The 20,618-nt window shown below is 40.5% G+C and carries 20 protein-coding genes; 3 read left to right on the top strand and 17 right to left on the bottom strand.

Going from position 1 to position 20,618, the window contains the following annotated elements:
* The first annotated feature begins 86 nt into the window (after positions 1-86).
* Positions 87-1,577 (top strand): lysine--tRNA ligase, encoded by a 1,491-nt coding sequence (lysS, locus tag EL140_RS04080; protein WP_000102438.1) that lies wholly within the window; start codon positions 87-89, stop codon positions 1,575-1,577.
* Between the two features lie 74 nt (positions 1,578-1,651).
* Here the strand turns inward: lysS and EL140_RS04075 are convergent, their stop codons facing one another.
* From EL140_RS04075 to EL140_RS04050, 6 genes are all read right to left on the bottom strand, one after another.
* Positions 1,652-2,491 carry an amino acid ABC transporter substrate-binding protein gene (locus EL140_RS04075; protein ID WP_000823407.1) on the bottom strand — a complete coding sequence of 280 codons (840 nt, stop codon included), beginning with the start codon at positions 2,489-2,491 and terminating at the stop codon, positions 1,652-1,654.
* A gap of 15 nt (positions 2,492-2,506) precedes the next feature.
* A complete protein-coding gene (locus EL140_RS04070; RefSeq protein WP_000891743.1) occupies positions 2,507-3,136 on the bottom strand; it encodes an amino acid ABC transporter ATP-binding protein in 630 nt (209 codons plus the stop codon).
* A gap of 10 nt (positions 3,137-3,146) precedes the next feature.
* On the bottom strand, positions 3,147-3,788 hold the full coding sequence (locus EL140_RS04065; RefSeq protein ID WP_000121153.1) for an amino acid ABC transporter permease: 642 nt from the start codon (positions 3,786-3,788) through the stop codon (positions 3,147-3,149).
* Positions 3,789-4,176: 388 nt separating this feature from the next.
* On the bottom strand, positions 4,177-5,976 hold the full coding sequence (locus tag EL140_RS04060; protein ID WP_000723552.1) for a Spy0128 family protein: 1,800 nt from the start codon (positions 5,974-5,976) through the stop codon (positions 4,177-4,179).
* 291 nt (positions 5,977-6,267) lie between these two features.
* Positions 6,268-7,497, bottom strand: a complete 1,230-nt coding sequence (locus tag EL140_RS04055; RefSeq protein WP_001065925.1) for a tetratricopeptide repeat protein — start codon at positions 7,495-7,497, stop codon at positions 6,268-6,270.
* The gene (locus EL140_RS04050; protein WP_000400294.1) at positions 7,487-8,653 is read right to left on the bottom strand and encodes an AI-2E family transporter; all 1,167 of its coding nucleotides are present in this window, start codon (positions 8,651-8,653) and stop codon (positions 7,487-7,489) included. The genes EL140_RS04055 and EL140_RS04050 overlap by 11 nt, the downstream gene beginning before the upstream one ends.
* A 144-nt stretch (positions 8,654-8,797) precedes the next feature.
* Between EL140_RS04050 and EL140_RS04045 the strand changes: the two genes are divergently transcribed.
* Positions 8,798-9,811 (top strand): lactonase family protein, encoded by a 1,014-nt coding sequence (locus EL140_RS04045; protein ID WP_000665595.1) that lies wholly within the window; start codon positions 8,798-8,800, stop codon positions 9,809-9,811.
* 34 nt (positions 9,812-9,845) lie between these two features.
* On the opposite strand, the gene EL140_RS04040 is transcribed toward EL140_RS04045, so the two are convergent.
* The 11 genes from EL140_RS04040 to EL140_RS03990 all read right to left on the bottom strand — a co-directional run bounded on the left by EL140_RS04040 (position 9,846) and on the right by EL140_RS03990 (position 18,856).
* Positions 9,846-10,265: a F0F1 ATP synthase subunit epsilon gene (locus EL140_RS04040; protein WP_000940836.1), complete on the bottom strand. Its 420-nt coding sequence runs from the start codon at positions 10,263-10,265 to the stop codon at positions 9,846-9,848.
* Between the two features lie 10 nt (positions 10,266-10,275).
* Complete coding sequence (gene atpD / locus EL140_RS04035; protein ID WP_000094372.1) at positions 10,276-11,682, bottom strand: F0F1 ATP synthase subunit beta; 1,407 nt, start codon at positions 11,680-11,682, stop codon at positions 10,276-10,278.
* An 85-nt stretch (positions 11,683-11,767) separates the two neighbouring features.
* Positions 11,768-12,646, bottom strand: a complete 879-nt coding sequence (locus EL140_RS04030; RefSeq protein WP_000301228.1) for a F0F1 ATP synthase subunit gamma — start codon at positions 12,644-12,646, stop codon at positions 11,768-11,770.
* A 15-nt stretch (positions 12,647-12,661) separates the two neighbouring features.
* Complete coding sequence (gene atpA, locus EL140_RS04025) at positions 12,662-14,167, bottom strand: F0F1 ATP synthase subunit alpha (RefSeq protein ID WP_000996616.1); 1,506 nt, start codon at positions 14,165-14,167, stop codon at positions 12,662-12,664.
* Between the two features lie 14 nt (positions 14,168-14,181).
* Positions 14,182-14,718 (bottom strand): F0F1 ATP synthase subunit delta, encoded by a 537-nt coding sequence (locus tag EL140_RS04020; protein ID WP_000358982.1) that lies wholly within the window; start codon positions 14,716-14,718, stop codon positions 14,182-14,184.
* The gene (gene atpF / locus EL140_RS04015) at positions 14,718-15,212 is read right to left on the bottom strand and encodes a F0F1 ATP synthase subunit B (protein ID WP_000558544.1); all 495 of its coding nucleotides are present in this window, start codon (positions 15,210-15,212) and stop codon (positions 14,718-14,720) included. Before atpF ends, EL140_RS04020 begins: the two co-directional genes overlap by 1 nt.
* A gap of 13 nt (positions 15,213-15,225) precedes the next feature.
* Positions 15,226-15,942 (bottom strand): F0F1 ATP synthase subunit A, encoded by a 717-nt coding sequence (gene atpB, locus EL140_RS04010; protein ID WP_000392869.1) that lies wholly within the window; start codon positions 15,940-15,942, stop codon positions 15,226-15,228.
* 34 nt (positions 15,943-15,976) lie between these two features.
* On the bottom strand, positions 15,977-16,177 hold the full coding sequence (locus EL140_RS04005) for a F0F1 ATP synthase subunit C (RefSeq protein WP_001054556.1): 201 nt from the start codon (positions 16,175-16,177) through the stop codon (positions 15,977-15,979).
* A gap of 230 nt (positions 16,178-16,407) precedes the next feature.
* On the bottom strand, positions 16,408-16,719 hold the full coding sequence (locus EL140_RS04000; RefSeq protein WP_001070654.1) for a CHY zinc finger protein: 312 nt from the start codon (positions 16,717-16,719) through the stop codon (positions 16,408-16,410).
* A gap of 14 nt (positions 16,720-16,733) precedes the next feature.
* Positions 16,734-18,020 carry a peptidase U32 family protein gene (locus EL140_RS03995; RefSeq protein WP_000169095.1) on the bottom strand — a complete coding sequence of 429 codons (1,287 nt, stop codon included), beginning with the start codon at positions 18,018-18,020 and terminating at the stop codon, positions 16,734-16,736.
* A gap of 137 nt (positions 18,021-18,157) precedes the next feature.
* Complete coding sequence (locus EL140_RS03990) at positions 18,158-18,856, bottom strand: GntR family transcriptional regulator (RefSeq protein WP_000936178.1); 699 nt, start codon at positions 18,854-18,856, stop codon at positions 18,158-18,160.
* 140 nt (positions 18,857-18,996) lie between these two features.
* On the opposite strand from EL140_RS03990, the gene guaA reads away from it, so the two are divergent.
* Positions 18,997-20,559: a glutamine-hydrolyzing GMP synthase gene (gene guaA, locus EL140_RS03985; protein WP_000065697.1), complete on the top strand. Its 1,563-nt coding sequence runs from the start codon at positions 18,997-18,999 to the stop codon at positions 20,557-20,559.
* Positions 20,560-20,618 lie beyond the last annotated feature (59 nt).

Genomic DNA, 20,618 nt, shown 5'->3' with positions numbered 1-20,618 from the left:
GAATTTCTCTGCTATTTATGATAAAATGGGAGTATCGCAAAAAATGACTCATCGTATCAAATTTTGAGTAAAATTAGGAGGAACCCATGTCTACAGAACATATGGAAGAACTAAATGACCAGCAGATCGTTCGCCGTGAAAAAATGGCTGCGCTCCGTGAACAAGGAATCGATCCCTTCGGAAAACGTTTTGAACGTACTGCTAACTCACAAGAGCTTAAAGACAAATTTGCAGAACTTGATAAAGAACAATTACATGAATTAAATGAAACTGCTACTATCGCTGGACGCTTAGTAACTAAACGTGGTAAAGGGAAAGTTGGCTTTGCCCATCTCCAAGACCGTGAAGGTCAAATCCAAATCTACGTTCGTAAAGATGAAGTCGGTGAAGAAAACTACGAAATCTTCAAAAAGGCTGACCTCGGTGACTTCCTTGGTGTCGAAGGTGAAGTCATGCGTACAGATATGGGAGAACTTTCTATCAAGGCAACTCACATCACACACTTGTCTAAAGCACTTCGCCCGCTTCCTGAGAAATTCCACGGTTTGACTGACGTTGAAACAATTTATCGTAAACGTTACCTTGACTTGATTTCTAACCGTGAAAGCTTTGAACGCTTTGTCACTCGTTCAAAAATCATCTCTGAAATCCGTCGTTATCTAGACCAAAAAGGTTTCCTTGAAGTGGAAACACCTGTTCTTCACAATGAAGCTGGTGGTGCTGCTGCTCGTCCATTTATCACTCACCACAATGCCCAAAACATTGACATGGTGCTTCGTATCGCGACTGAGCTTCACTTGAAACGCCTTATCGTTGGTGGTATGGAACGTGTCTATGAAATTGGCCGTATCTTCCGTAACGAAGGAATGGACGCCACTCACAACCCTGAGTTCACTTCTATCGAGGTTTACCAAGCTTATGCAGACTTCCAAGATATCATGGATTTGACCGAAGGCATTATCCAACACGCTGCTAAAGCAGTTAAGGGCGATGGTCCAGTAAACTATCAAGGAACTGAAATCAAAATCAACGAACCATTCAAACGCGTTCACATGGTGGATGCCATCAAAGAAATTACTGGTGTAGACTTCTGGCAAGACATGACTTTCGAAGAAGCTAAAGCTATCGCTGCTGAGAAGAAAGTTCCAGTTGAGAAACATTACACTGAAGTTGGTCACATTATCAACGCCTTCTTTGAAGAGTTCGTTGAAGAAACCTTGATTCAACCAACCTTTGTCTACGGTCATCCAGTAGCTGTCTCTCCACTCGCTAAGAAGAACCCTGAAGACGAACGCTTTACTGACCGCTTTGAGCTTTTCATTATGACCAAGGAATACGGTAACGCCTTTACTGAGTTGAACGACCCAATCGACCAGCTTAGCCGTTTCGAAGCTCAAGCCAAAGCTAAAGAACTTGGTGATGATGAAGCAACAGGTATCGATTACGACTACATCGAGGCTCTTGAATACGGTATGCCACCAACAGGTGGTTTGGGTATCGGTATCGACCGTCTCTGCATGCTCCTCACTGATACAACTACTATCCGTGATGTATTGCTCTTCCCAACAATGAAATAAGCTCTTATCCTCTGGTACTTTCCAGAGGATTTTTCAATGCAAAAAGAGACTGAGAAAAAACTCAATCTCTTTTCTTATTCTTGATTTTTAACTTGACTGGTGGCTACATCTTCCCCAAACCACTTCTGGCTGATTTCCTGGAATTTTCCTTCTTGGTATAGTGAGATAAAGGCTTGATTCAGAGCATCTAGCAAAGTTTTATCAGCAGGTCTAACACCCACTGCAAAAGCTTCACTTTCAAATCCAGCAGAAAAGACATTGTAGTCATTTAATATTCCTTCAGACTGGAGATAATAATTGGCATATACCCGGTCAATCACAAGGGCATCAATCCGATCATTCTTCAAATCAATTAAGGCTTCATTAAAACTTTGGTATTGATTGGCCTTCTGATCTTTTACTCGATTCTTGAGTAGTTCGGGTTGTCCTTCAAAATTCAAATAGCCAGAAGATCCAGCCTGAGCCCCTAAAACTTTGTCAGCCATATCCTGAATTGAGTGAATATTTTGAGACTTTTTAGAGACCAAAACTTGTTGATTTTCCATGTAAGGAATGGTAAAAGCAACCTTCTCTTTCCGTTCATTTGTTGCTGTATATCCATTCCAGATGGCATCAATAGTACCATTTTGTAGTTCGGTTTCTTTCATATCCCAGTCGATGGGTTGAAATTTAATCTGAATTCCTAGTTTTTCAGAGACAGCTTGGGCTAGGTCAATATCAAAACCTGCATACTGGCCATTCTTTTCCTCAAATCCCATGGGAACAAAGGTATTGTCAAAGCCAATGGTAATGCTACCCTGTTTTTGATATTTGGCCCAATTATCCTGACTTGGATCACTTGCCTTCTGAGTACAAGCTATCAGGAAGAAGCTAAAGAACAGAGCAAGTACAAGGGCAATTTTCTTTCTCTTCATAGGCACCTCCTAGTCCTACTTTGGATCGACCTTAAGGATCTGATCAGCAATGTTTTCCGCAAACTGAAGATCGTGGGTCACAACAATCTGAGTCATCCCACGCTCTTTATTTTGAAGGATAAGTTTTTCCACTTCTAATCGCAATTCTGGATCTAAGGCTGATGTAGGCTCATCATATCCAATAATTTCTGGGTTTATCATCATAGCACGTGCTAAGGCCACTCGTTGTTTTTGCCCACCTGAAAGTGAGAAAGGAAAGGCATCTGCATGTCCTGCTAACCCAAGTTGTTCTAATAAACCACGCGCCTTCTTCTCAGCAACTTCCTTGTCCATGCTCATCGTTTTTATGGGCGACAGAGTTAAGTTATCTAGAACTGACAAATGCGGAAAGAGTTGAAAATCTTGGAAAACAAATCCCAGAAGATTACGCTTTTCTAGTTCGTCTATAGCTAGCGATTCGCCGTTATAGTAGATTTCCCCCGAATCGATGGTTTCCAATCCAGCTAACATACGTAATAGGGTTGTCTTTCCGCCTCCTGATGGACCTACGATTGCAAGGATTTGCTTTTCAGGAATTGATAGGCTGAAATTGGTTAAGATTTGTTTGCCACCAAAGGCCTTGTTAATGTTTCGTAGTTCTAACATAGCAATCCTCCTATCTGTAATAGCTGTACTTCTTCTCAAGTCTTTTCGCTACAATGGTTACAAGACCAATCATGATTAAATAAATCGCTCCAGCTAAAAACATAGGAACAAGACTGGCATCTCGATTGGCTGCTGTCCGACTTGCCAAAATCAAATCTGAAATCCCAAGGGCATAAACCAATGAAGTATCCTTGACCAAACTCATAATTTCATTAAAGACGCTCGGTAAGACAATCTTTGTAACCTGAGGCAAAATAATATAGCGCACTGTGTCAAAAGGACTAAACTTCAAGACCTTAGCAGCTTCATATTGACCTTTAGGAATGGTTTCAATCCCACCACGAAAGATTTCAGCAAAGTAGGCTGCATAGTTCAATACAAAAGCGATCACAGCAGCAGGCAAACGATCTAAACGTATCCCAATGCTAGGGAGAACATAGTAAATAAAGATTAATTGCAAGAGCAAGGGAGTCCCTCGCATCACCCAAATATAAAGGTCAATCAGATAATGGAGGGGTTCCCAGCGGACTTGTAAAGCAAAGGCAACGACAATACCTAAAGGAATTGAAAAGATCAAGACCAGAGCAAAGACTTGAAGTGTCATACTTGCACCGTTCAATAAACTTGGTAATATCTCAAACATATAAGACATACTGCACCTCCTAAAAATTATTGTTCCTATTATAGCATAAATAAACAATTTAGCAAGGGTTTTTGTAAAAAAATTCTATAATTCTTGAACTATACACCTTTATCTAAGAAATAAGAGCGAAATATCATCTTACAGAATTCGAAGAATTATAAGGATTCTAGACTCGAATATAAGTTTAACTTCTAAATCTGAGAGGACCATGATTCAATTTTTTTATCAAATATCTATAAAAATTTCATTGATACAGAACGCTGTTTTCTCTCATTCACTTCATACCTCTAGAGATATAAAAAAAGAACCACTTTATAAGAATAGTATCATTTCTACTATCCATACAAGTGGCTCTTTGATGATGCCATAGCAAAGGCATCAAGATTTTTCAACTAGATTATTTAACTTTTTTGAAACGGAATAAGAGAATGGAACCAAACGCAAGTACTACTCCTACAACAGTAAGCAAGATAGTCATTTCAGATGTACCAGTATTTGGTAGTTCTTTATTTTCTTCTGGTTGTTTAGGTTTGTTATCTGAAGAACCTGGAGTCTCAGCAGCATAAGTATTTGTGATGGTTGGATTATTACCTGTAACTGTTGCTACAAGTTGACCTTGACCATTGTCTACAACTTTTACTGTTACTGTATAAGCATTTTTATCATAAGTTACACCAGTTTCATTACCAGCTTTTTCAGTGATTGTGTATGTGTGAGTTCCTGCAGTAGTGTATTCAATCGCTGGGAAAGCAACTGTTCCGTCTGCAGCATTCTTAGCTGTAGATACAAGTTTGTCGCCTTCTTTCAATTCAAATTCATATTTATCTGCCTCAAGAGTTTTACCATTTAGGACTTTTTTAGCAGTAATTGAAGTTGTTGCAGATTTAGTAGAATACGAATTTACAAAAACTTTATTGTCATATTTAACACTTGCAAACTTCTCACCATAAACATCTGTCACAGTAACTTCTGCGTTAATGATCTTATCATCGTAAGCAAAACCTGGTTTTTGATCATTAACTTCTTTGATCTGATACTTATAAGTACCCACTGTAGAGAATTTAACGGCTTTAAATTTCACTTTGCCATCTTTATCATTCTTAACAGTTTCCACAACTGATCCGTTTGGATCAAGTAGTTGGAAGCTAAATTCTTCAGCAGCTAAGTCTTTTCCTTTTAACTGCTTAGAAACCTCAAATGAAACTTCTGTAGAACGTGAACCAGAACTAATACCTTCAGTTGTGGTTAATGGTGCAAAACCTTCTACATCAAAGTTTTCAGTCGAAGTCGTAATTTTAACGTTATTGAAAGCTTTCTTTGTTGTATTATCAACTGGAGCTGTGATACGAGTCTTATAAACTACATACAAACCTTGGTTGGTTAGATCACCATTACCATTTGGAGTAATAGTGAAGCGATTAGAATCTTGAACAACAATGTGACTTGGATTCAAAAGAGGATGATGTTCATCCTTACCCCATTCAGTAAAGTAGTAACCTGTAATCTCACTAGCTAATACTTGCCCTTCAGGGATTGTATCTTGAATCGAAACGCCTTCATAAGGATTTGCATATTTGTTTACGCGAATATACCAATTAATATAATTTGGATCGTTCGTATCTTGAACTCCCCATTTAGTAAATCCTGTTGGATCCTCATCTGGAACAATACGAGTCAAATTGTATACTCCTGCTCCAGGAATGTCGATTGGATATGATTTATTGAGTTCAACATTATCAGCCCATACAACAGTAAATAAGGCCGAAATTTGTTTCTCTTCAGGTAAGTTAGCAAAATAATCTTCGTTACTTACCGTCACAGTCGCTGTATTTACAGACTTATTTGTCGTTAACTCAGCAACTTTAGTGACTCCATCGTTACCAAAGATTTCAGTAGTTGAATCTGATTCAATTTTGAATTCATTTGGAACTTTATAAACCATAAAGTCACCATTCTTCAACGTTGTTGAGTTGTCGAATTTGTAAGTGGTTTGAAGGTAAAATTTCCCTTCACCATACTCTGCACCATCAACTAACTTATTATTGTTAATTGTCGGTACTGTCGTTAGCGTATAGCTACTAGATGGTAGTTCAGCAGCTTTAACCACATTGCTAGTTCTTAGTACTGGGATAAATACTGAAGCTACTAACAATAGCGCCATGAATGCATGAGAAAGTTTTTTATTAATCTTTTTCACAACATTTGCCTCCTTTATTTTTGGGGATAGATTCCCCTATTTATTATTATATATTCTTATATAAATTTGTCAAGTATTTCATAGTAGTTCGATGTTCAAATCATACCTTTAAACTCTTATTTTATAGGGTGTAGCAGGCTTTCATCGTTCAAAACTTCATCTAAATTGGCTATAAGAAATTCTAACATTTATATTATATTAGTAAAAAAGAAAAGACCTCTGAGGTCTTTCAAATCATTCATTTAAAGTCATTCGTTTCTGTTAATAAAATTTTACAAAAAATAGAAATCCTTAAAGTGTCTCTATGAGTTCTTGCATTTGGACATCATCTGGAACGAGTTTTAAATAAGCTTCAGCTTGCACTTTGGCTTCTTCAAAATATCCCAATTCACGCAAAAGATAAGTATACTGCTCCAGAAATTCAGGATTATCCTTGAGATCAAGCGATAGTTCCTGATAGAGCTCATAGGCCTTATCTAAATCCTCGATTTCCTGGTAAGAACGGGCAATCATCCACTTGGTCAAGAGATTTTCAGGCTCTTGACTTTGGAGAGCGATGATATCTTCGTACCGCTCTTGTTCCATATAAATGGTTGCAAGGCGAAGGAAAATTTCTTCTGTATCCTCTGCATCTTCTTTGGCAGTAAGGAGAAATTGCTCTGCACTACTAGGATCATGCAATTCATACGAAAACTGAGAAGCAGCCAGTAAGAGCCGAGTTTCAAATGGATTTTTCTCCAAACCTTGTTTAGCGATACGAAGGGCCTCTTCCACCTGATGTTCCTTATGCAAAGCTTGACTATAACCATATTCATATCCTTCAAAGTCAGGTGAAATGGTATCAATCTGCTTAAAGTAAAGAACAGATTTTTGATACTCTTCTTGGTCAAAGTAAAGACTAGCCAGTTCAAAGGCAGTTTGGTCATCGTATTCTAATTCTAAAGCTTTTTCTAAGAATTCAGTTGCAGCTTCAAACTTGCCTAACTGGGCATAAGCGTAGCCAATTCGTTGATAGGTTGAGACACCCGTTTGCTCATAGATGGAGCGATTGTCTAATTGAGCATAACCCTGAATAGCTTCCTGATAATTTCCTAACTCACTATCCAACTCAGCCAAACCAAAAACTAATAAGGGATCGTCTGAGTAGTTTAGGGCTTCCAGTAACTTTTCACGCGCTACATCTGTCAATCCTTCCAACTGATAGAGGTCAGCCTTCAAGGCCAAAGCCGACACGTACCAGTCACTTTCGGGTGTGATTTCCTCAAGGTAAGCAAAGGCTTCCTCAACATTGCCATCCTCACTAGCAATACTTGCTAAATTCAGATTCACTTCTGGAAATTCTGTAACGATTTTTTGGTAAATTTCTTTTGCTTGAGGATAAAAGCCAATTCCCTCTAGATAGCTTGCTAGTTCGTAAAGAACTTCACTTGAATCTGTTTCGAGGGCTTTGTGAAAATACTGATCCGCTTTGATTAAATCCTGTTCATCCAAAGCCTGGAGCATGTGTTGACTATTGTTCACTCTTGATTTCCTCCCCTTCTTCTTCATACAAACCGCTGACTTTTTTATACCAGTTAAAGATAGCTGAGATAACGACCTTGGCAGAAGCATAGACAGGAATTCCCAGCAAGACTCCCCAAATACCAAACATAGAACCTGAAGTTAGGAGAACAAATAGGACATTGATTGGATGGATGTTTAGCTGACTACCTAAAATAAGCGGAGAAACGAAGCGACCTTCAATCGTTTGTTCAACAATAAAGACAATAATCACTTTCAAAAGCATCACAGGTCCTGCTATCAAGCCCAAAACCAAAGCAGGCAACATGGCAAGAAAACTACCCAGGTAAGGTACTAGATTGAGGATACCAGCCGTGATCCCCAGAGTCACAGCATATCTGAGACCAATAATCTTAAAGAAGATAATAAACATAATTGCCACGATAATAGCAACTGTAACCTGCCCTCTAACATAGTTTGACAACTGTTTATTAACATCTGACAAAACTTGTCCGACAGGTTCTTTTAACTTGTTTGGGATAAACTTAGTCAAATAGTCTCGTAGACCTTTCCCATCTCTCAAAAGATAAAAGAGCATGAAGGGTACGATAATAACCGCAACAATGACCTGGGAAACGCTACTGATAAAGGCGCTAACCCAGTTAACAGCTTGAGAAGAGATTTTGCTGGCCCACATGGTCGCCTCACTAGAAACATTGGAAAGAACCTGCTCCAACTGTGGTCTAAAATCATCTGGCAAGCGTTTGGTTACAAGGTCATTGATCACCTTATCAGCATCTTCCAGGTATGTCGGCACATTCTTCGCAAAATTTAAGACTTGACGTTGCAGATTAGGAATTGCGACTGCCAATCCCCAAATGATAAAGAGTCCGATAATGACAAAAACAATACTAATGGCAAGAACACGATTGATCTTGTGCTTCTCCATCCAGTCCACAATCGGATTGAGGAGGTAATAAAGTAAACCAGATAAAATAACTGGCAACATGACAACCCCTAAAAAGTCCAATACCGGTAAAAAGATAAAACTAATCTTACTTAGAATAAAAATGTTTAGCCCCAGTAACAAGGTTACTAAAAATACAGTGATGGCTTTATTATCTAAAAACCACTTAAAAAACCAAGATAGGCTAAAATGTTTCTCTTTATGTTCCATAAATACATCCTTTCTGTCATTCTCTCATTATACCATTTTTAGACTAAAATAACTCTTTTTTAAAGTGCTTACATGGATGAATCTGATGCTTCATGACTGCCATTTTGTGGTATAATAAACTTATCATTATTAAGAGGTATGGACATGAAAGAAACTGTTTATTTTGGAACTTACACTCGTCGCTTATCTAAAGGGATTTACAAGGCAGATTTTGATACAGAAACAGGCCAGCTTGCAGATCTTGAACTCTTTGCTGCTGAACCAAGTCCGACCTACCTTGCCTTTGACCAACAGCAACACATATACACCGTAGGAAGCCAGGATGGCTTAGGTGGAATCGCTGCATACAAGACAGATGGCGCTTTGCTAAATCATGTGGTTGAAGAAGGCGCTCCCCATTGCTATGTGGCAGTGGATGAAAAACGTGGTCTCGTATACGGAGCTAACTACCACAAAGGCCAAGTTCTAGTTTATAAGCGCCAAACGGATGGTAGCCTCATCCAAACGGATCTAGATCAGCATAGAGGACAAGGCCCTCATGAAAACCAAACTTCTCCACATGTACACTTTACAGATCTAACACCTGACCAGTATCTCGTCACCTGTGATCTAGGTACAGATGAAGTAACGACCTACGATGTTAGTCCAGAAGGAAAACTAAGTAAGCTCCACACTTATCACGGCCAAGCTGGAGCAGGTGCTCGCCACATCGTTTTCCACCACCACTATAAGATTGCCTATCTCATCTGCGAACTTAATAGCACTATCGAGGTCTTGATTTATGATGGGGTCGGTGAATTTGAACGCATGCAAGTCATTTCAACCTTACCAGATGGATACGAAGGCTTCAATGCTACTGCTGCCATTCGTCTTTCAAAAGATGGCAAATACCTCTATGCATCTAACCGAGGTCATGATTCCATTGCAGTCTATACAATCCTCGCTGATGGTAGCTTGGAATTATTAGAGATTGTACCAAGTCATGGTAAAAATCCACGTGATTTCGACCTAACTCCTGATCAAGAGTTTCTCATTGCTGTTCATCAAGATTCTGATAACGCAACCGTCTTTAAACGCAATCCTAAAAGTGGTCGTCTTGCAGAACTTTCTAACGACTTTCATGTCCCTGAAGCAGTCTGCATCAACTTCCCACATTAAAAAAAATGAACTTGAGTTTCAAGTTCATTTTTTTTTATAGTCTATTTCCGACATTGATACGGTTGATAGCACGTTGCAATGCGATTTTTGCACGACGCTCTTGGTCAATCAAATGCTTGTCATGGGCTTCTTCGATTTCTCGTTCAGCGCGAAGTTTTGCACGTTCAGCACGACTGATATCGATATCACGAGCACGTTCTGCTGAGTCTGCTACAATAGTAATGATGTCATTGGCAATCTCGATAATTCCTCCGTTCACTGCAATCCAGTTCACATGAGTATCATCATCGATACGTTTTACCTTCACTTCATCAACCGCTAAAACCGCAATCATATTTTCATGTCGTGGCAAGATCCCCATCTCACCATCCAGAGTTCGTACCGATACAAAGCTGGCATGGTGATCATAGACGAGGCCATCTGGTGTCACGATCTGGACAGTTAAATGAGCCATAGATCACCTCTTAAAATCCCATTTTTTCTGCCTTAGCAATGACGTCTTCGATTGAACCGACACCACGGAAGGCATCTTCTGGTAACTGGTCATGTTTTCCTTCAAGGATTTCCTTAAAGCCACGAACTGTTTCCGCTACTGGCACATAAGAACCAGGTTGACCAGTAAATTGTTCGGCAACGTTAAAGTTTTGAGACAAGAAGAACTGGATACGACGGGCACGTGCAACCAAAGTCTTTTCTTCATCAGAAAGTTCATCCATACCAAGGATAGCAATGATATCTTGCAATTCATGGTAACGTTGAAGGACACGTTTAACCTCAGCAGCAACTGCGTAGTGCTCCTCACCAACAATCTCAGGTGCCAAGGCGCGTGAGCTTGAAGCTAGAGGGTCAACGGCCGGGTAGATACCCAACTGTACCAACTTACGTTCCAAGTTTGTTGTTGAATCCAAGTGAGCGAAAGCTGTTGCTGGCGCAGGGTCAGTGTAGTCATCCGCTGGCACATAGATAGCCTGGATAGAGGTTACAGAACCCTTCTTAGTTGATGTGATACGTTCTTGCAATTGACCCATTTCCGTAGCAAGTGTTGGTTGGTAACCAACGGCTGAAGGCATCCGACCCAAAAGGGCAGATACTTCTGAACCAGCTTGAGTGAAACGGAAGATATTGTCGATAAAGAGAAGCACATCTTGGCCTTCTACATCACGGAAGTATTCGGCGATTGTCAAACCAGTAAGAGCAACACGCATACGTGCTCCAGGTGGCTCATTCATCTGACCAAATACCATGGCTGTTTTCTCGATAACGCCTGATTCTTTCATTTCCCAGTAAAGGTCGTTCCCCTCACGGGTACGTTCTCCAACACCGGTAAATACTGAAATACCACCATGTTCTTGGGCAATGTTGTGAATCAACTCTTGGATCAAGACAGTTTTACCAACTCCGGCACCACCGAAGAGTCCAACTTTCCCACCTTTAAGGTAAGGGGCAAGAAGGTCGATAACCTTAATCCCTGTTTCCAAGATTTCAGATGAGGTAGACAATTCATCAAAAGTTGGAGCTTTCTTATGAATTGGCTGACGCTCAGCGTCTTCAGCGAAAGGAGCATCCAAGTCAATAGTATCTCCCAAAACGTTGAAGACACGTCCCAAAGTTTCTTTACCTACTGGTACAGAGATTGGACGGCCTGTGTCCAAAACTTCCATTCCACGAGTCAAACCATCTGTTGATTCCATGGCGATCGTACGGACCATACCATCACCCAACTCCAAGGCTACTTCAAGGACGATTTTTGTTTTTCTTTCGTCATTTTTGTAGACGACAAGTGCATTATTAATCTCAGGAAGTGTTTCCCCTGCTGCAAACAAGACATCTACAACGGGTCCGATAACCTGAGCAATTTTACCTGAACTCATCTCCTTCTCCTATTCTATATAAGATACTGTCGGTTCCTAGCTCAACTAGGTCCTAAGTTCATTTTGATACGAGGGAGGCAAAGCCTTATTCTAAGGCACTAGCCCCCGCTACGATTTCTGTAATTTCTTGTGTAATCGCCGCCTGTCTAGCACGGTTATACTGGATTGTCAAATCATTGATGACCTTTTTGGCATTATCAGTCGCCGTTTGCATGGCGGTCATACCTGCAGCATTCTCAGCTGTCTTGGCATCGATAATAGCCCCGTAAATCATACTTTCGGCATACTGTGGCAACAACTGCTCTAGAATCTCATCACGGCTCGTTTCCAACTCAAATGTCAAGCTATACTCTTCATCCGCTTCATTTGGATCCAAGTCAACAATCGGAAGCATTTGTTCCACACGCATTTGACTTGTGAGAGTATTGACATGATGGTTGTAGCAGACGTACAATTCATCAAAAAGTTCGTTTTGGTACATCTCAATCGTTTTTGAAATAATTTTACGAACTTCATCAAAACTAGGTTGATCTGCCAAGCCACGTAGTTCATAGATTGGCTGAATACCACGAGCCTTAAAGAAATCAGCTCCCATACCACCGATACAAATTATCTCAAAATCTTTACCATCTGGATGGTATTCTTCTTTCAACTCCATAACAGCTTTAAGGATGGAAGCATTATAACCTCCAACCAAGCCACGGTCTGAAGTAATAACGATATAGCCTGTTTTCTTAACTGGGCGACTGATGAGCATCGGATTGGTTGAACCACCAGATCCGTTACCATGCAGAATATCCGTCAAAAGCTTACGAACCTTCTGAGCGTAAACTTGGAAGTTGCGCGCTGCTTCTTCAGAGCGACCTAACTTGGCAGCCGATACCATTTGCATGGCATTAGTGATTTGACTAGTATTTTTGGTTGAGGCGATTTTTGTTTTAATATCATTTAGAGATACTGCCATCTGACACCTCTATTCTTATTGGAAGCTGGATTGATTGAGAAACTCTGTAATCGCAGCATCCAAGACTGCTTCTTCTGGCAAGTCTTTTGTTTCACGAATGGTTTCCAAAATCTCTGGATAATGAGCATCAAAGAAAGCATGGAACTCTTCCTCAAAACGAACAATGTCATCTACAGGAATCGTATCCAAGAAACCATGTGTCAAAGCATAGAGAATGGTTACTTGTTTCTCAACAGGTAGTGGTTTATGAACAGGTTGTTTCAATACTTCCACAGTACGACGTCCACGGTTTAACTTAGCCTGTGTTGCTGCATCCAAGTCAGAACCAAACTTAGTGAAGGCTTCCAACTCACGGTATGAAGCAAGGTCGATACGAAGTGTACCAGCAACTTTCTTCATGGCTTTAATCTGTGCCGAACCACCTACACGGGATACAGATGAACCCGCATCAATGGCTGGACGAATACCCGCATTGAAGAGACCATCACCAAGGAAGATTTGTCCGTCAGTGATAGAGATCACGTTGGTTGCGATATAGGCAGAGATATCTCCTGCTTGTGTCTCGATAAATGGTAGGGCTGTAATAGATCCACCACCAAGTTCATCAGAAACTTTAGCTGAGCGCTCAAGTAAACGGCTGTGAAGGTAGAAAACATCCCCTGGGAAGGCTTCACGACCTGGTGGACGACGAAGCAAGAGGGAAAGTTCACGATAAGCGACCGCTTGTTTTGAAAGATCATCATAAACAATCAAAACATGCTTGCCTTGGTACATAAACTCTTCTGCCATAGCAACTCCAGCATAAGGAGCTAGGAAGAGCAATGGAGATGGTTGTGAAGCAGAGGCTGTCACAACGATTGTGTAGTCCAAGGCACCGTACTGACGAAGTGTTTCTACTTGCGTACGAACTGTTGATTCTTTTTGTCCAATCGCTACGTAGATACAGATCATATCTTGACCTTTTTGGTTCAGGATCGTATCAATCGCAATGGTTGTTTTCCCTGTCTGACGGTCACCGATAATCAACTCACGTTGACCACGACCAATCGGTACAAGGGCGTCAATAGCTTTCAAACCTGTTTGTAATGGTTCTGATACAGACTTACGTTGCATAACACCAGGAGCTGGCGCTTCTACTGGACGAGTTTTGTCAGTATGGATGTCACCAAGACCATCAACTGGACGACCAAGTGGGTCGACAACACGTCCGATTAGGCTGTCCCCCACAGGTACTTCCATGATTTTACCTGTACGGCGAATGGTATCACCTTCACGAATATCTGTAAAGTCTCCAAGAATGATAATCCCAACGTCTGTAGACTCCAAGTTTTGCGCCATCCCATAAGAGCCGTTTTCAAAGATCAACAACTCTCCACTCATGGCATTTTCAAGACCGTGAGCACGCGCAATTCCGTCCCCGATATAGGTTACAACACCTGTTTCAGACACATCAAAATTGGGTTTGAAATTTTCAATTTGTTGCTTAATTAAAGCGCTGATTTCTTGTGCGTTAATTGCCAAAAGAACACCACTTTCTATTTCAAATTTTCTTTAACAACTCGAAGTTGTTGTTTAATACTCACATCAATTGTCTTGTGATTAGCAAAAATGACAAAACCACCAATGAGCCCTTCATCAATTTGTTCTTTAATACTCCGTACTTTCAGAGACATTTTTTTCTCTATCAAGGGAAGCAAACGTTCCTTCTGTTCATCTGTTAAAGGATGAGCTGAAGAAATCGTGACTATAAACTGATTGGTTTCTCTTTCAAGACGATTCAAACAATCAACAATGATATCATAAAAAAGATTTGCTCTGTGATTGTAAATCAGAACCTGAATAAAGTTTTGCATTAAAGGTGAGACAGAGTCTTGAAAGAAACCAACTGTTTTTTCCTTATCAGACTCATCAACTGCCACCTGAGCTAAAAAAGAAGGTAAGCCCGTTTCTTCTGCGACTTGCTTGATTTGATCCAAGTCTGAAAAAATCCGGTCCTCTTCTCCTTTTTCAATCACTAATTGGACAAAAGGCATGCTGTATTTTTCAATTACCTTTGCTGTTTTCTTGTCCATTAGGCTTCTCCTAGCTGATCGATATACTGATCAATGAGTTCCTTATGAGCATGACTGTCAAGGTTTTTTGAGATGATTTTACCAGCGAGACTAACGGTCAAATCTGCCACCTCGCCCTTAACACTTTGCAAAGCCTCAGCTTTATTCTGAGCAATTTCTTGATTCGCCTTCTCTTTTAAGCGACCTGCTTCTACTTTAGCATCTGCCAGAATATCTGCTTTACTCTTTTCTGCAGTCTCTTTAGCATTTTCAATGATTGTTTTGGCCTCGTTGCGACTTCCAGCCAATTCATCTTCACGTTTTTGAGCAAGAGTTTCTGCTTTTTGACGAGCTTGTTCAGCTCCATCAATATCAGCAGCAATTTTATTTGCCCTTTCTTCGAAGACACTTGTCAAGTTTGACCACGCATATTTCTTAACTAAGACAATCAAAAGGATAAAAGAGCCAGCGATTAAAATAAAGTTACCAATTAATTCACCTACTGTTACGTGCATCTGTTACTCCTTTCTACTCTTCTCCATCATTTATCTTATTTCCTAAGTACATAGAAGACAACATGGTAAACACATAGGCTTGGATGCAGGAAATAAAGACAGAAAAGGCTGTCCAAGCCAAGTTAGCACCAAAAGCAACTGGATACCAATATAGAGCTTGATGAGATAGAGTGATTAGCAAACTAGCCATCACTTCTCCAGCAAAGATATTTCCGAACACCCGCAAGGCAAGTGATAAAAAGTTGGTAAACTCTTCTAAGATATTCATGGGAGTCATAAAGCCAGGTGTGATATAGGCTTTTAGATATTTTTTAATCCCACGGCGACGAATCCCTTCAATATGGGTCATCAGGATAATTCCAAATGACAAGGCCAAGTCAAACTGGAGATTTGCAGTTGGCGATGTCCAAAGGTTTGTCCCATCTGTAGTTTGAAGTTTGGCCATCAAACCGAGGTTATTTGCCAGTACCATAAATAGAAATAGACAAAGGAAAAAGAGCGAGTAGTCTTTCATGTAGCTTTTACCAATGTTAGGTTCTGTAAATCCAATAACGAAGTCATAGAAATACTCAAGTACATTTTGCTTTCCTTTGGGTTTCAAAGTCATATTGCGACTTGCCCAATAGATAAAGCCAAAAACAACTCCCACAATCAACAAGGTCATGGCTAACATGGTTAAATCAAAGGTAACAGGACCAATATTGATGGTTGGATTGATACTTTCTTCCATCTAGAATCCTCCCTTTTCTTCTCGTTCCATTTGTCTATTTGATGACGAATGAAAAGACGAGGGTAACCAAGAACGTTCCTTCAATAAAGGCAATCCCCATGATCATTAAGCTACGTAATTGTGGGATGATGTCTGGTTGGCGAGCTGCTGATTTGAACAAACCGTTCATCAACATACCTTCTGCAAGAGATACACCCATACAGGCAAGACAAAGACCGAAAAATGTTAAATTCATGATGAATTCTCCTTTTATTTAAAATTTACTTACTTAGTTTAGTCCTAAAATTTTGATTTGTCAACTTTTTACTTACGTTGAAAGCGTTTCAGATAATATATTTCTATTTTTGCTATTTTTACACCATTCTATAGAAAGTTTTTCCATTTTAGATTGCGAGTTTTTCTTGATTTTACTATATTTTCTGAAATAAACTGAAAAATACAAGTTTGAAACTTGTATTTTTCAGTTTATTTAAAATAGTAGGAATAGTGTTGTTTACAACCTGGATTAAATGGAGCACTGCAGTAAGGACAAGCCATCTGTTTTTGGTATTCTTGGAAAGTCATTGTCCTCTTACAAACCCCACATAAAATCGGTCGATCCTCAGAAAGCGCCAAAGGATAGGGCGAAAAAACATGCGTTTCTATAGCATTGTGGCACTGATAGCAAGCATAATATTTTTTACACTCATAGCACTGAAGAGAAACGATGTCCTTTTCGCCATGATAATGAACACATCTGCCTTCATCATCAACTAACAAACCTTGTGCTTGATTCATTCACTTTTCCTTCTCTAGGCACGAACTGTGACGCTGGTTCCATCTTCTTTATAGAGATTGATAAGACCTTCCTTGAGAGCGCGAACCATGTCCCCAGCTTGAACAGGTTGTGGGACTTTAATTGTCAAGAGTTCCATTGGATTTGGAGCACGGTCAATTTTATTACCCTTGGCATCATGAAGATCTTCAATATAGGTCTCAAAATGACGGAAACCTGGTCCATAAAACTCCACTTGATCGCCTTCGTTGATGACATTGCGTTGACGAATGGTTGCCGTTTGAGTCGCATCATCATACGCAACCACTTCAGCGACAAACTTATATTCAGGAATTTTACGACGAGCGCCAAATAACTGTTCATTTTCAGACGGTGTACCGTAGTAGAAACCTGTTGCCAATTCACGTTGAGCAACTTTCCACATCTCGTCTACCAAGTCTTGTTTGATGGCTTCAAACTTCTCAGGACTTTCAAGATAAGCATCCACAGCCGCCTTGTAGCAGTTTGTTACTGTTGAAACATAGTGAATAGACTTCATACGACCTTCAATCTTGAGACTGTCTACACCGTTTTCGATCATATCTGGAATATGGTCAATCATGGACATGTCAACGGCTGACATTGAAAATTCTTCTGGAATTTCACCTTTAAGACTCTTGCGTTCTTGACCAAATGGCATGTCGTAAAGATCGTATTTCCAACGGCAAGACTGTGAACAACCACCACGGTTGGCATCACGCATACTCATGTGATTTGATAGCGTACAGCGACCTGAGTAGGAAATACACATGGCTCCATGGACAAAGGCCTCAATCTCAACATCTGTACGTTTGCGAATCTCTGCCAATTCTTCCATTGAAACTTCACGGGCCAAAACCACGCGAGTTAGACCAAGTTCTTTCCAGAACTCAAGAGTTTCATAGTTGGTCGCACTGGCTTGGGTTGAAAGATGGATTTCTAGACCTGGTGCTTCTGTTGCTGCAATCATAATCAAGGCCGGATCTGACACGATAACTGCGGCAATCCCGATATCACGCAACTTACGGAACCATTCTCCAGCACCAGCTTCGTTTCCTTCGTGCATAACCATGTTAGCAGCCACATAGACCTTGGCACCGTACTTGGCAGCAAACTGGACTCCTTCTTCCATCTGTTCAAAGGTGAAGTTTCCTGCACGACTACGAAGACCATAGGCCTGTCCACCGATGAAGACTGCGTCCGCACCATATTGAACAGCTACTTTCAGCTTCTCTAAAGTCCCTGCAGGTGATAAAACCTCAGGACGTTTTAATGTTTTTGTCATTTTTTCTCCTATTTGCAATATAAAAGTTTGACGTTTTTCCTTCTCATTTTATAGTAAATAAGCAATAAAATCAAGCCTAGACAGATTGTTTTGACAATTCTAATCTTTTAAGAAAACAAAAAACTAGCCTTTCTAGACTAGTTATTTTCAAGATAAAATTCAAAGCGTTCGCCCACGTATTGACTCTTTACATACTCGAAAGCCGTCCCATCTTCAAGATAAGAGACCTGAGTCAAGGCTAAAATGGCATGCCCCTTTTCAACTTCCAGATAGTGAGCAATCTTTTCCTTAGCCAATCTCGCATAAATGGTCTGTTGGGATTTACCAATCCGATAGCCATGTTGCTGCAAGGTTTGGAAGAAATGACTGGTGATTTCTTCTTTTTTGAAATCCTTAATAAATTTCTCAGGAATGGATGCGACTTCATAGACTAGCGGAACTTGGTCAGCGTAACGCACCCGTTCCATGCGGATAATATTCTCTGTCGGAGTAATCCCTAGCTTAGCGACCTCTTGCTCATTTGGAATGGTTCTTCTGTAAGAAATGAGTTGGCTGGAAGGTACTTTCCCCTGAGATTTGACAATCTCCGTAAAACTAGTCGTTCCCCGCATTTTTTCTTGGACACGAGTGCTAGAGACAAAAGTCCCACTTCCTACACGACGCTCCAAAACTCCTTCCTCAACCAAGAGAGAGATAGCCTGGCGTAATGTCATCCGGCTAACTTGAAACTGTTCAGCTAAATCTCGCTCACTTGGAAGTCTCTCTCCGATTTTCCAATGATGCTCATCTATATCCTTCTTGATCTGATCGTGGATTTTCATATAAGCTGGTAACATGATTCTCACTTCTTTTCTTTATTTTCTCCATTGTACCGTATTTGCTAATAAAAAGTCAAACTTTGCCTTGTTTAGTTGGTAATTCGCCCCTATTTGTGATAGAATATTGAAAAAGATATTTCTTTTGAGAAAGGAAAAAGATGAGCAACATTTCAACTGATTTGCAAGATGTCGAAAAAATCATCGTGCTGGACTATGGTAGCCAATACAACCAGCTAATTTCACGCCGTATTCGTGAAATCGGTGTTTTTTCAGAGTTAAAAAGTCATAAAATCTCAGCCGCAGAGGTTCGTGCGATTAACCCTGTAGGGATCATCCTCTCTGGTGGACCAAACTCTGTATACGAAGATGGTTCATTTGATATTGACCCAGAAATTTTTGAACTTGGCATTCCAATTTTAGGAATATGCTATGGTATGCAACTTTTAACTCATAAACTTGGAGGAAAAGTTGTCCCTGCAGGTGATGCTGGTAACCGAGAGTATGGCCAATCACCACTTACCCATACCACTTCTGCCCTCTTTGAAGGGACTCCTGAAGAACAGATTGTTTTGATGAGCCATGGCGATGCTGTTACAGAGATTCCAGCTGATTTTGTTCGTACTGGAACTTCTGCTGACTGTCCTTATGCAGCTATTGAAAACCCTGACAAGCACATCTATGGTATCCAATTCCACCCAGAAGTTCGCCATTCTGTATACGGGAATGATATCCTTCGCAACTTTGCCCTTAACATCTGTCAGGCTAAAGGCGACTGGTCAATGGACAACTTCATCGATATGCAGATCAAAAAAATCCGTGAAACTGTAGGTGACAAGCGTGTTCTTCTCGGCCTATCAGGTGGTGTTGACTCTTCTGTTGTTGGCGTTCTTCTCCAGAAAGCAATCGGCGATCAATTGATCTGTATCTTTGTAGACCACGGTCTTCTCCGTAAGGGAGAGGCTGACCAAGTTATGGACATGCTTGGTGGTAAGTTTGGTTTGAATATCGTTAAAGCAGACGCTGCTAAACGATTCCTTGATAAACTTGCAGGTGTTTCTGATCCTGAGCAAAAACGTAAAATCATCGGAAACGAGTTTGTTTATGTCTTTGATGACGAAGCTAGTAAGCTAAAAGATGTAAAATTCCTTGCTCAGGGAACGCTTTACACTGACGTGATTGAGTCTGGTACAGATACTGCTCAAACCATCAAATCACACCACAATGTTGGTGGTCTTCCAGAAGACATGCAGTTTGAATTGATTGAACCATTGAACACTCTTTATAAAGACGAAGTCCGTGCCCTCGGTACAGAGCTTGGTATGCCAGACCACATCGTATGGCGTCAACCATTCCCAGGACCAGGACTCGCTATCCGTGTCATGGGTGAAATCACTGAAGAAAAACTTGAAACAGTTCGTGAGTCAGACGCAATCCTTCGTGAAGAAATTGCTAAAGCTGGTCTTGACCGCGATATCTGGCAATACTTCACTGTCAACACAGGCGTTCGTTCAGTCGGTGTTATGGGTGATGGTCGTACTTATGACTACACCATCGCCATTCGTGCCATCACTTCTATCGATGGTATGACAGCTGACTTTGCCAAAATTCCTTGGGAAGTCCTTCAAAAGATTTCTGTACGTATCGTAAATGAAGTGGATCACGTAAACCGTATCGTCTACGATATTACAAGTAAACCACCCGCAACAGTTGAGTGGGAATAAACCAATCAAACACAAAAGAACTCTGAATCGGATTCAGAGTTCTTTTTTAGGTAGCACTT

The organism is Streptococcus oralis ATCC 35037, assembly GCF_900637025.1.
Lineage (GTDB): Bacteria > Bacillota > Bacilli > Lactobacillales > Streptococcaceae > Streptococcus > Streptococcus oralis.
This window is presented reverse-complemented; position numbering and strand designations above follow the sequence as displayed.

Excerpts from the sequence above, each read along its gene's own strand:
- EL140_RS04065 (WP_000121153.1), bottom strand. The coding sequence starts at position 3,788 with ATGTCTTATATGTTTGAGATATTACCAAGTTTATTGAACGGTGCAAGT.
- EL140_RS03995 (WP_000169095.1), bottom strand. The coding sequence starts at position 18,020 with ATGACAAAAACATTAAAACGTCCTGAGGTTTTATCACCTGCAGGGACT.
- EL140_RS04020 (WP_000358982.1), bottom strand. The coding sequence starts at position 14,718 with ATGGACAAGAAAACAGCAAAGGTAATTGAAAAATACAGCATGCCTTTT.
- EL140_RS04005 (WP_001054556.1), bottom strand. The coding sequence starts at position 16,177 with ATGAATTTAACATTTTTCGGTCTTTGTCTTGCCTGTATGGGTGTATCT.
- EL140_RS04030 (WP_000301228.1), bottom strand. The coding sequence starts at position 12,646 with ATGGCAGTATCTCTAAATGATATTAAAACAAAAATCGCCTCAACCAAA.
- EL140_RS04000 (WP_001070654.1), bottom strand. The coding sequence starts at position 16,719 with ATGAATCAAGCACAAGGTTTGTTAGTTGATGATGAAGGCAGATGTGTT.
- atpF (WP_000558544.1), bottom strand. The coding sequence starts at position 15,212 with ATGCACGTAACAGTAGGTGAATTAATTGGTAACTTTATTTTAATCGCT.
- atpD (WP_000094372.1), bottom strand. The coding sequence starts at position 11,682 with ATGAGTTCAGGTAAAATTGCTCAGGTTATCGGACCCGTTGTAGATGTC.
- EL140_RS04050 (WP_000400294.1), bottom strand. The coding sequence starts at position 8,653 with ATGGAACATAAAGAGAAACATTTTAGCCTATCTTGGTTTTTTAAGTGG.
- EL140_RS04075 (WP_000823407.1), bottom strand. The coding sequence starts at position 2,491 with ATGAAGAGAAAGAAAATTGCCCTTGTACTTGCTCTGTTCTTTAGCTTC.
- atpB (WP_000392869.1), bottom strand. The coding sequence starts at position 15,942 with ATGGAAGAAAGTATCAATCCAACCATCAATATTGGTCCTGTTACCTTT.
- EL140_RS03990 (WP_000936178.1), bottom strand. The coding sequence starts at position 18,856 with ATGTTACCAGCTTATATGAAAATCCACGATCAGATCAAGAAGGATATA.
- guaA (WP_000065697.1), top strand. The coding sequence starts at position 18,997 with ATGAGCAACATTTCAACTGATTTGCAAGATGTCGAAAAAATCATCGTG.
- lysS (WP_000102438.1), top strand. The coding sequence starts at position 87 with ATGTCTACAGAACATATGGAAGAACTAAATGACCAGCAGATCGTTCGC.
- EL140_RS04070 (WP_000891743.1), bottom strand. The coding sequence starts at position 3,136 with ATGTTAGAACTACGAAACATTAACAAGGCCTTTGGTGGCAAACAAATC.
- EL140_RS04040 (WP_000940836.1), bottom strand. The coding sequence starts at position 10,265 with ATGGCTCATTTAACTGTCCAGATCGTGACACCAGATGGCCTCGTCTAT.
- EL140_RS04045 (WP_000665595.1), top strand. The coding sequence starts at position 8,798 with ATGAAAGAAACTGTTTATTTTGGAACTTACACTCGTCGCTTATCTAAA.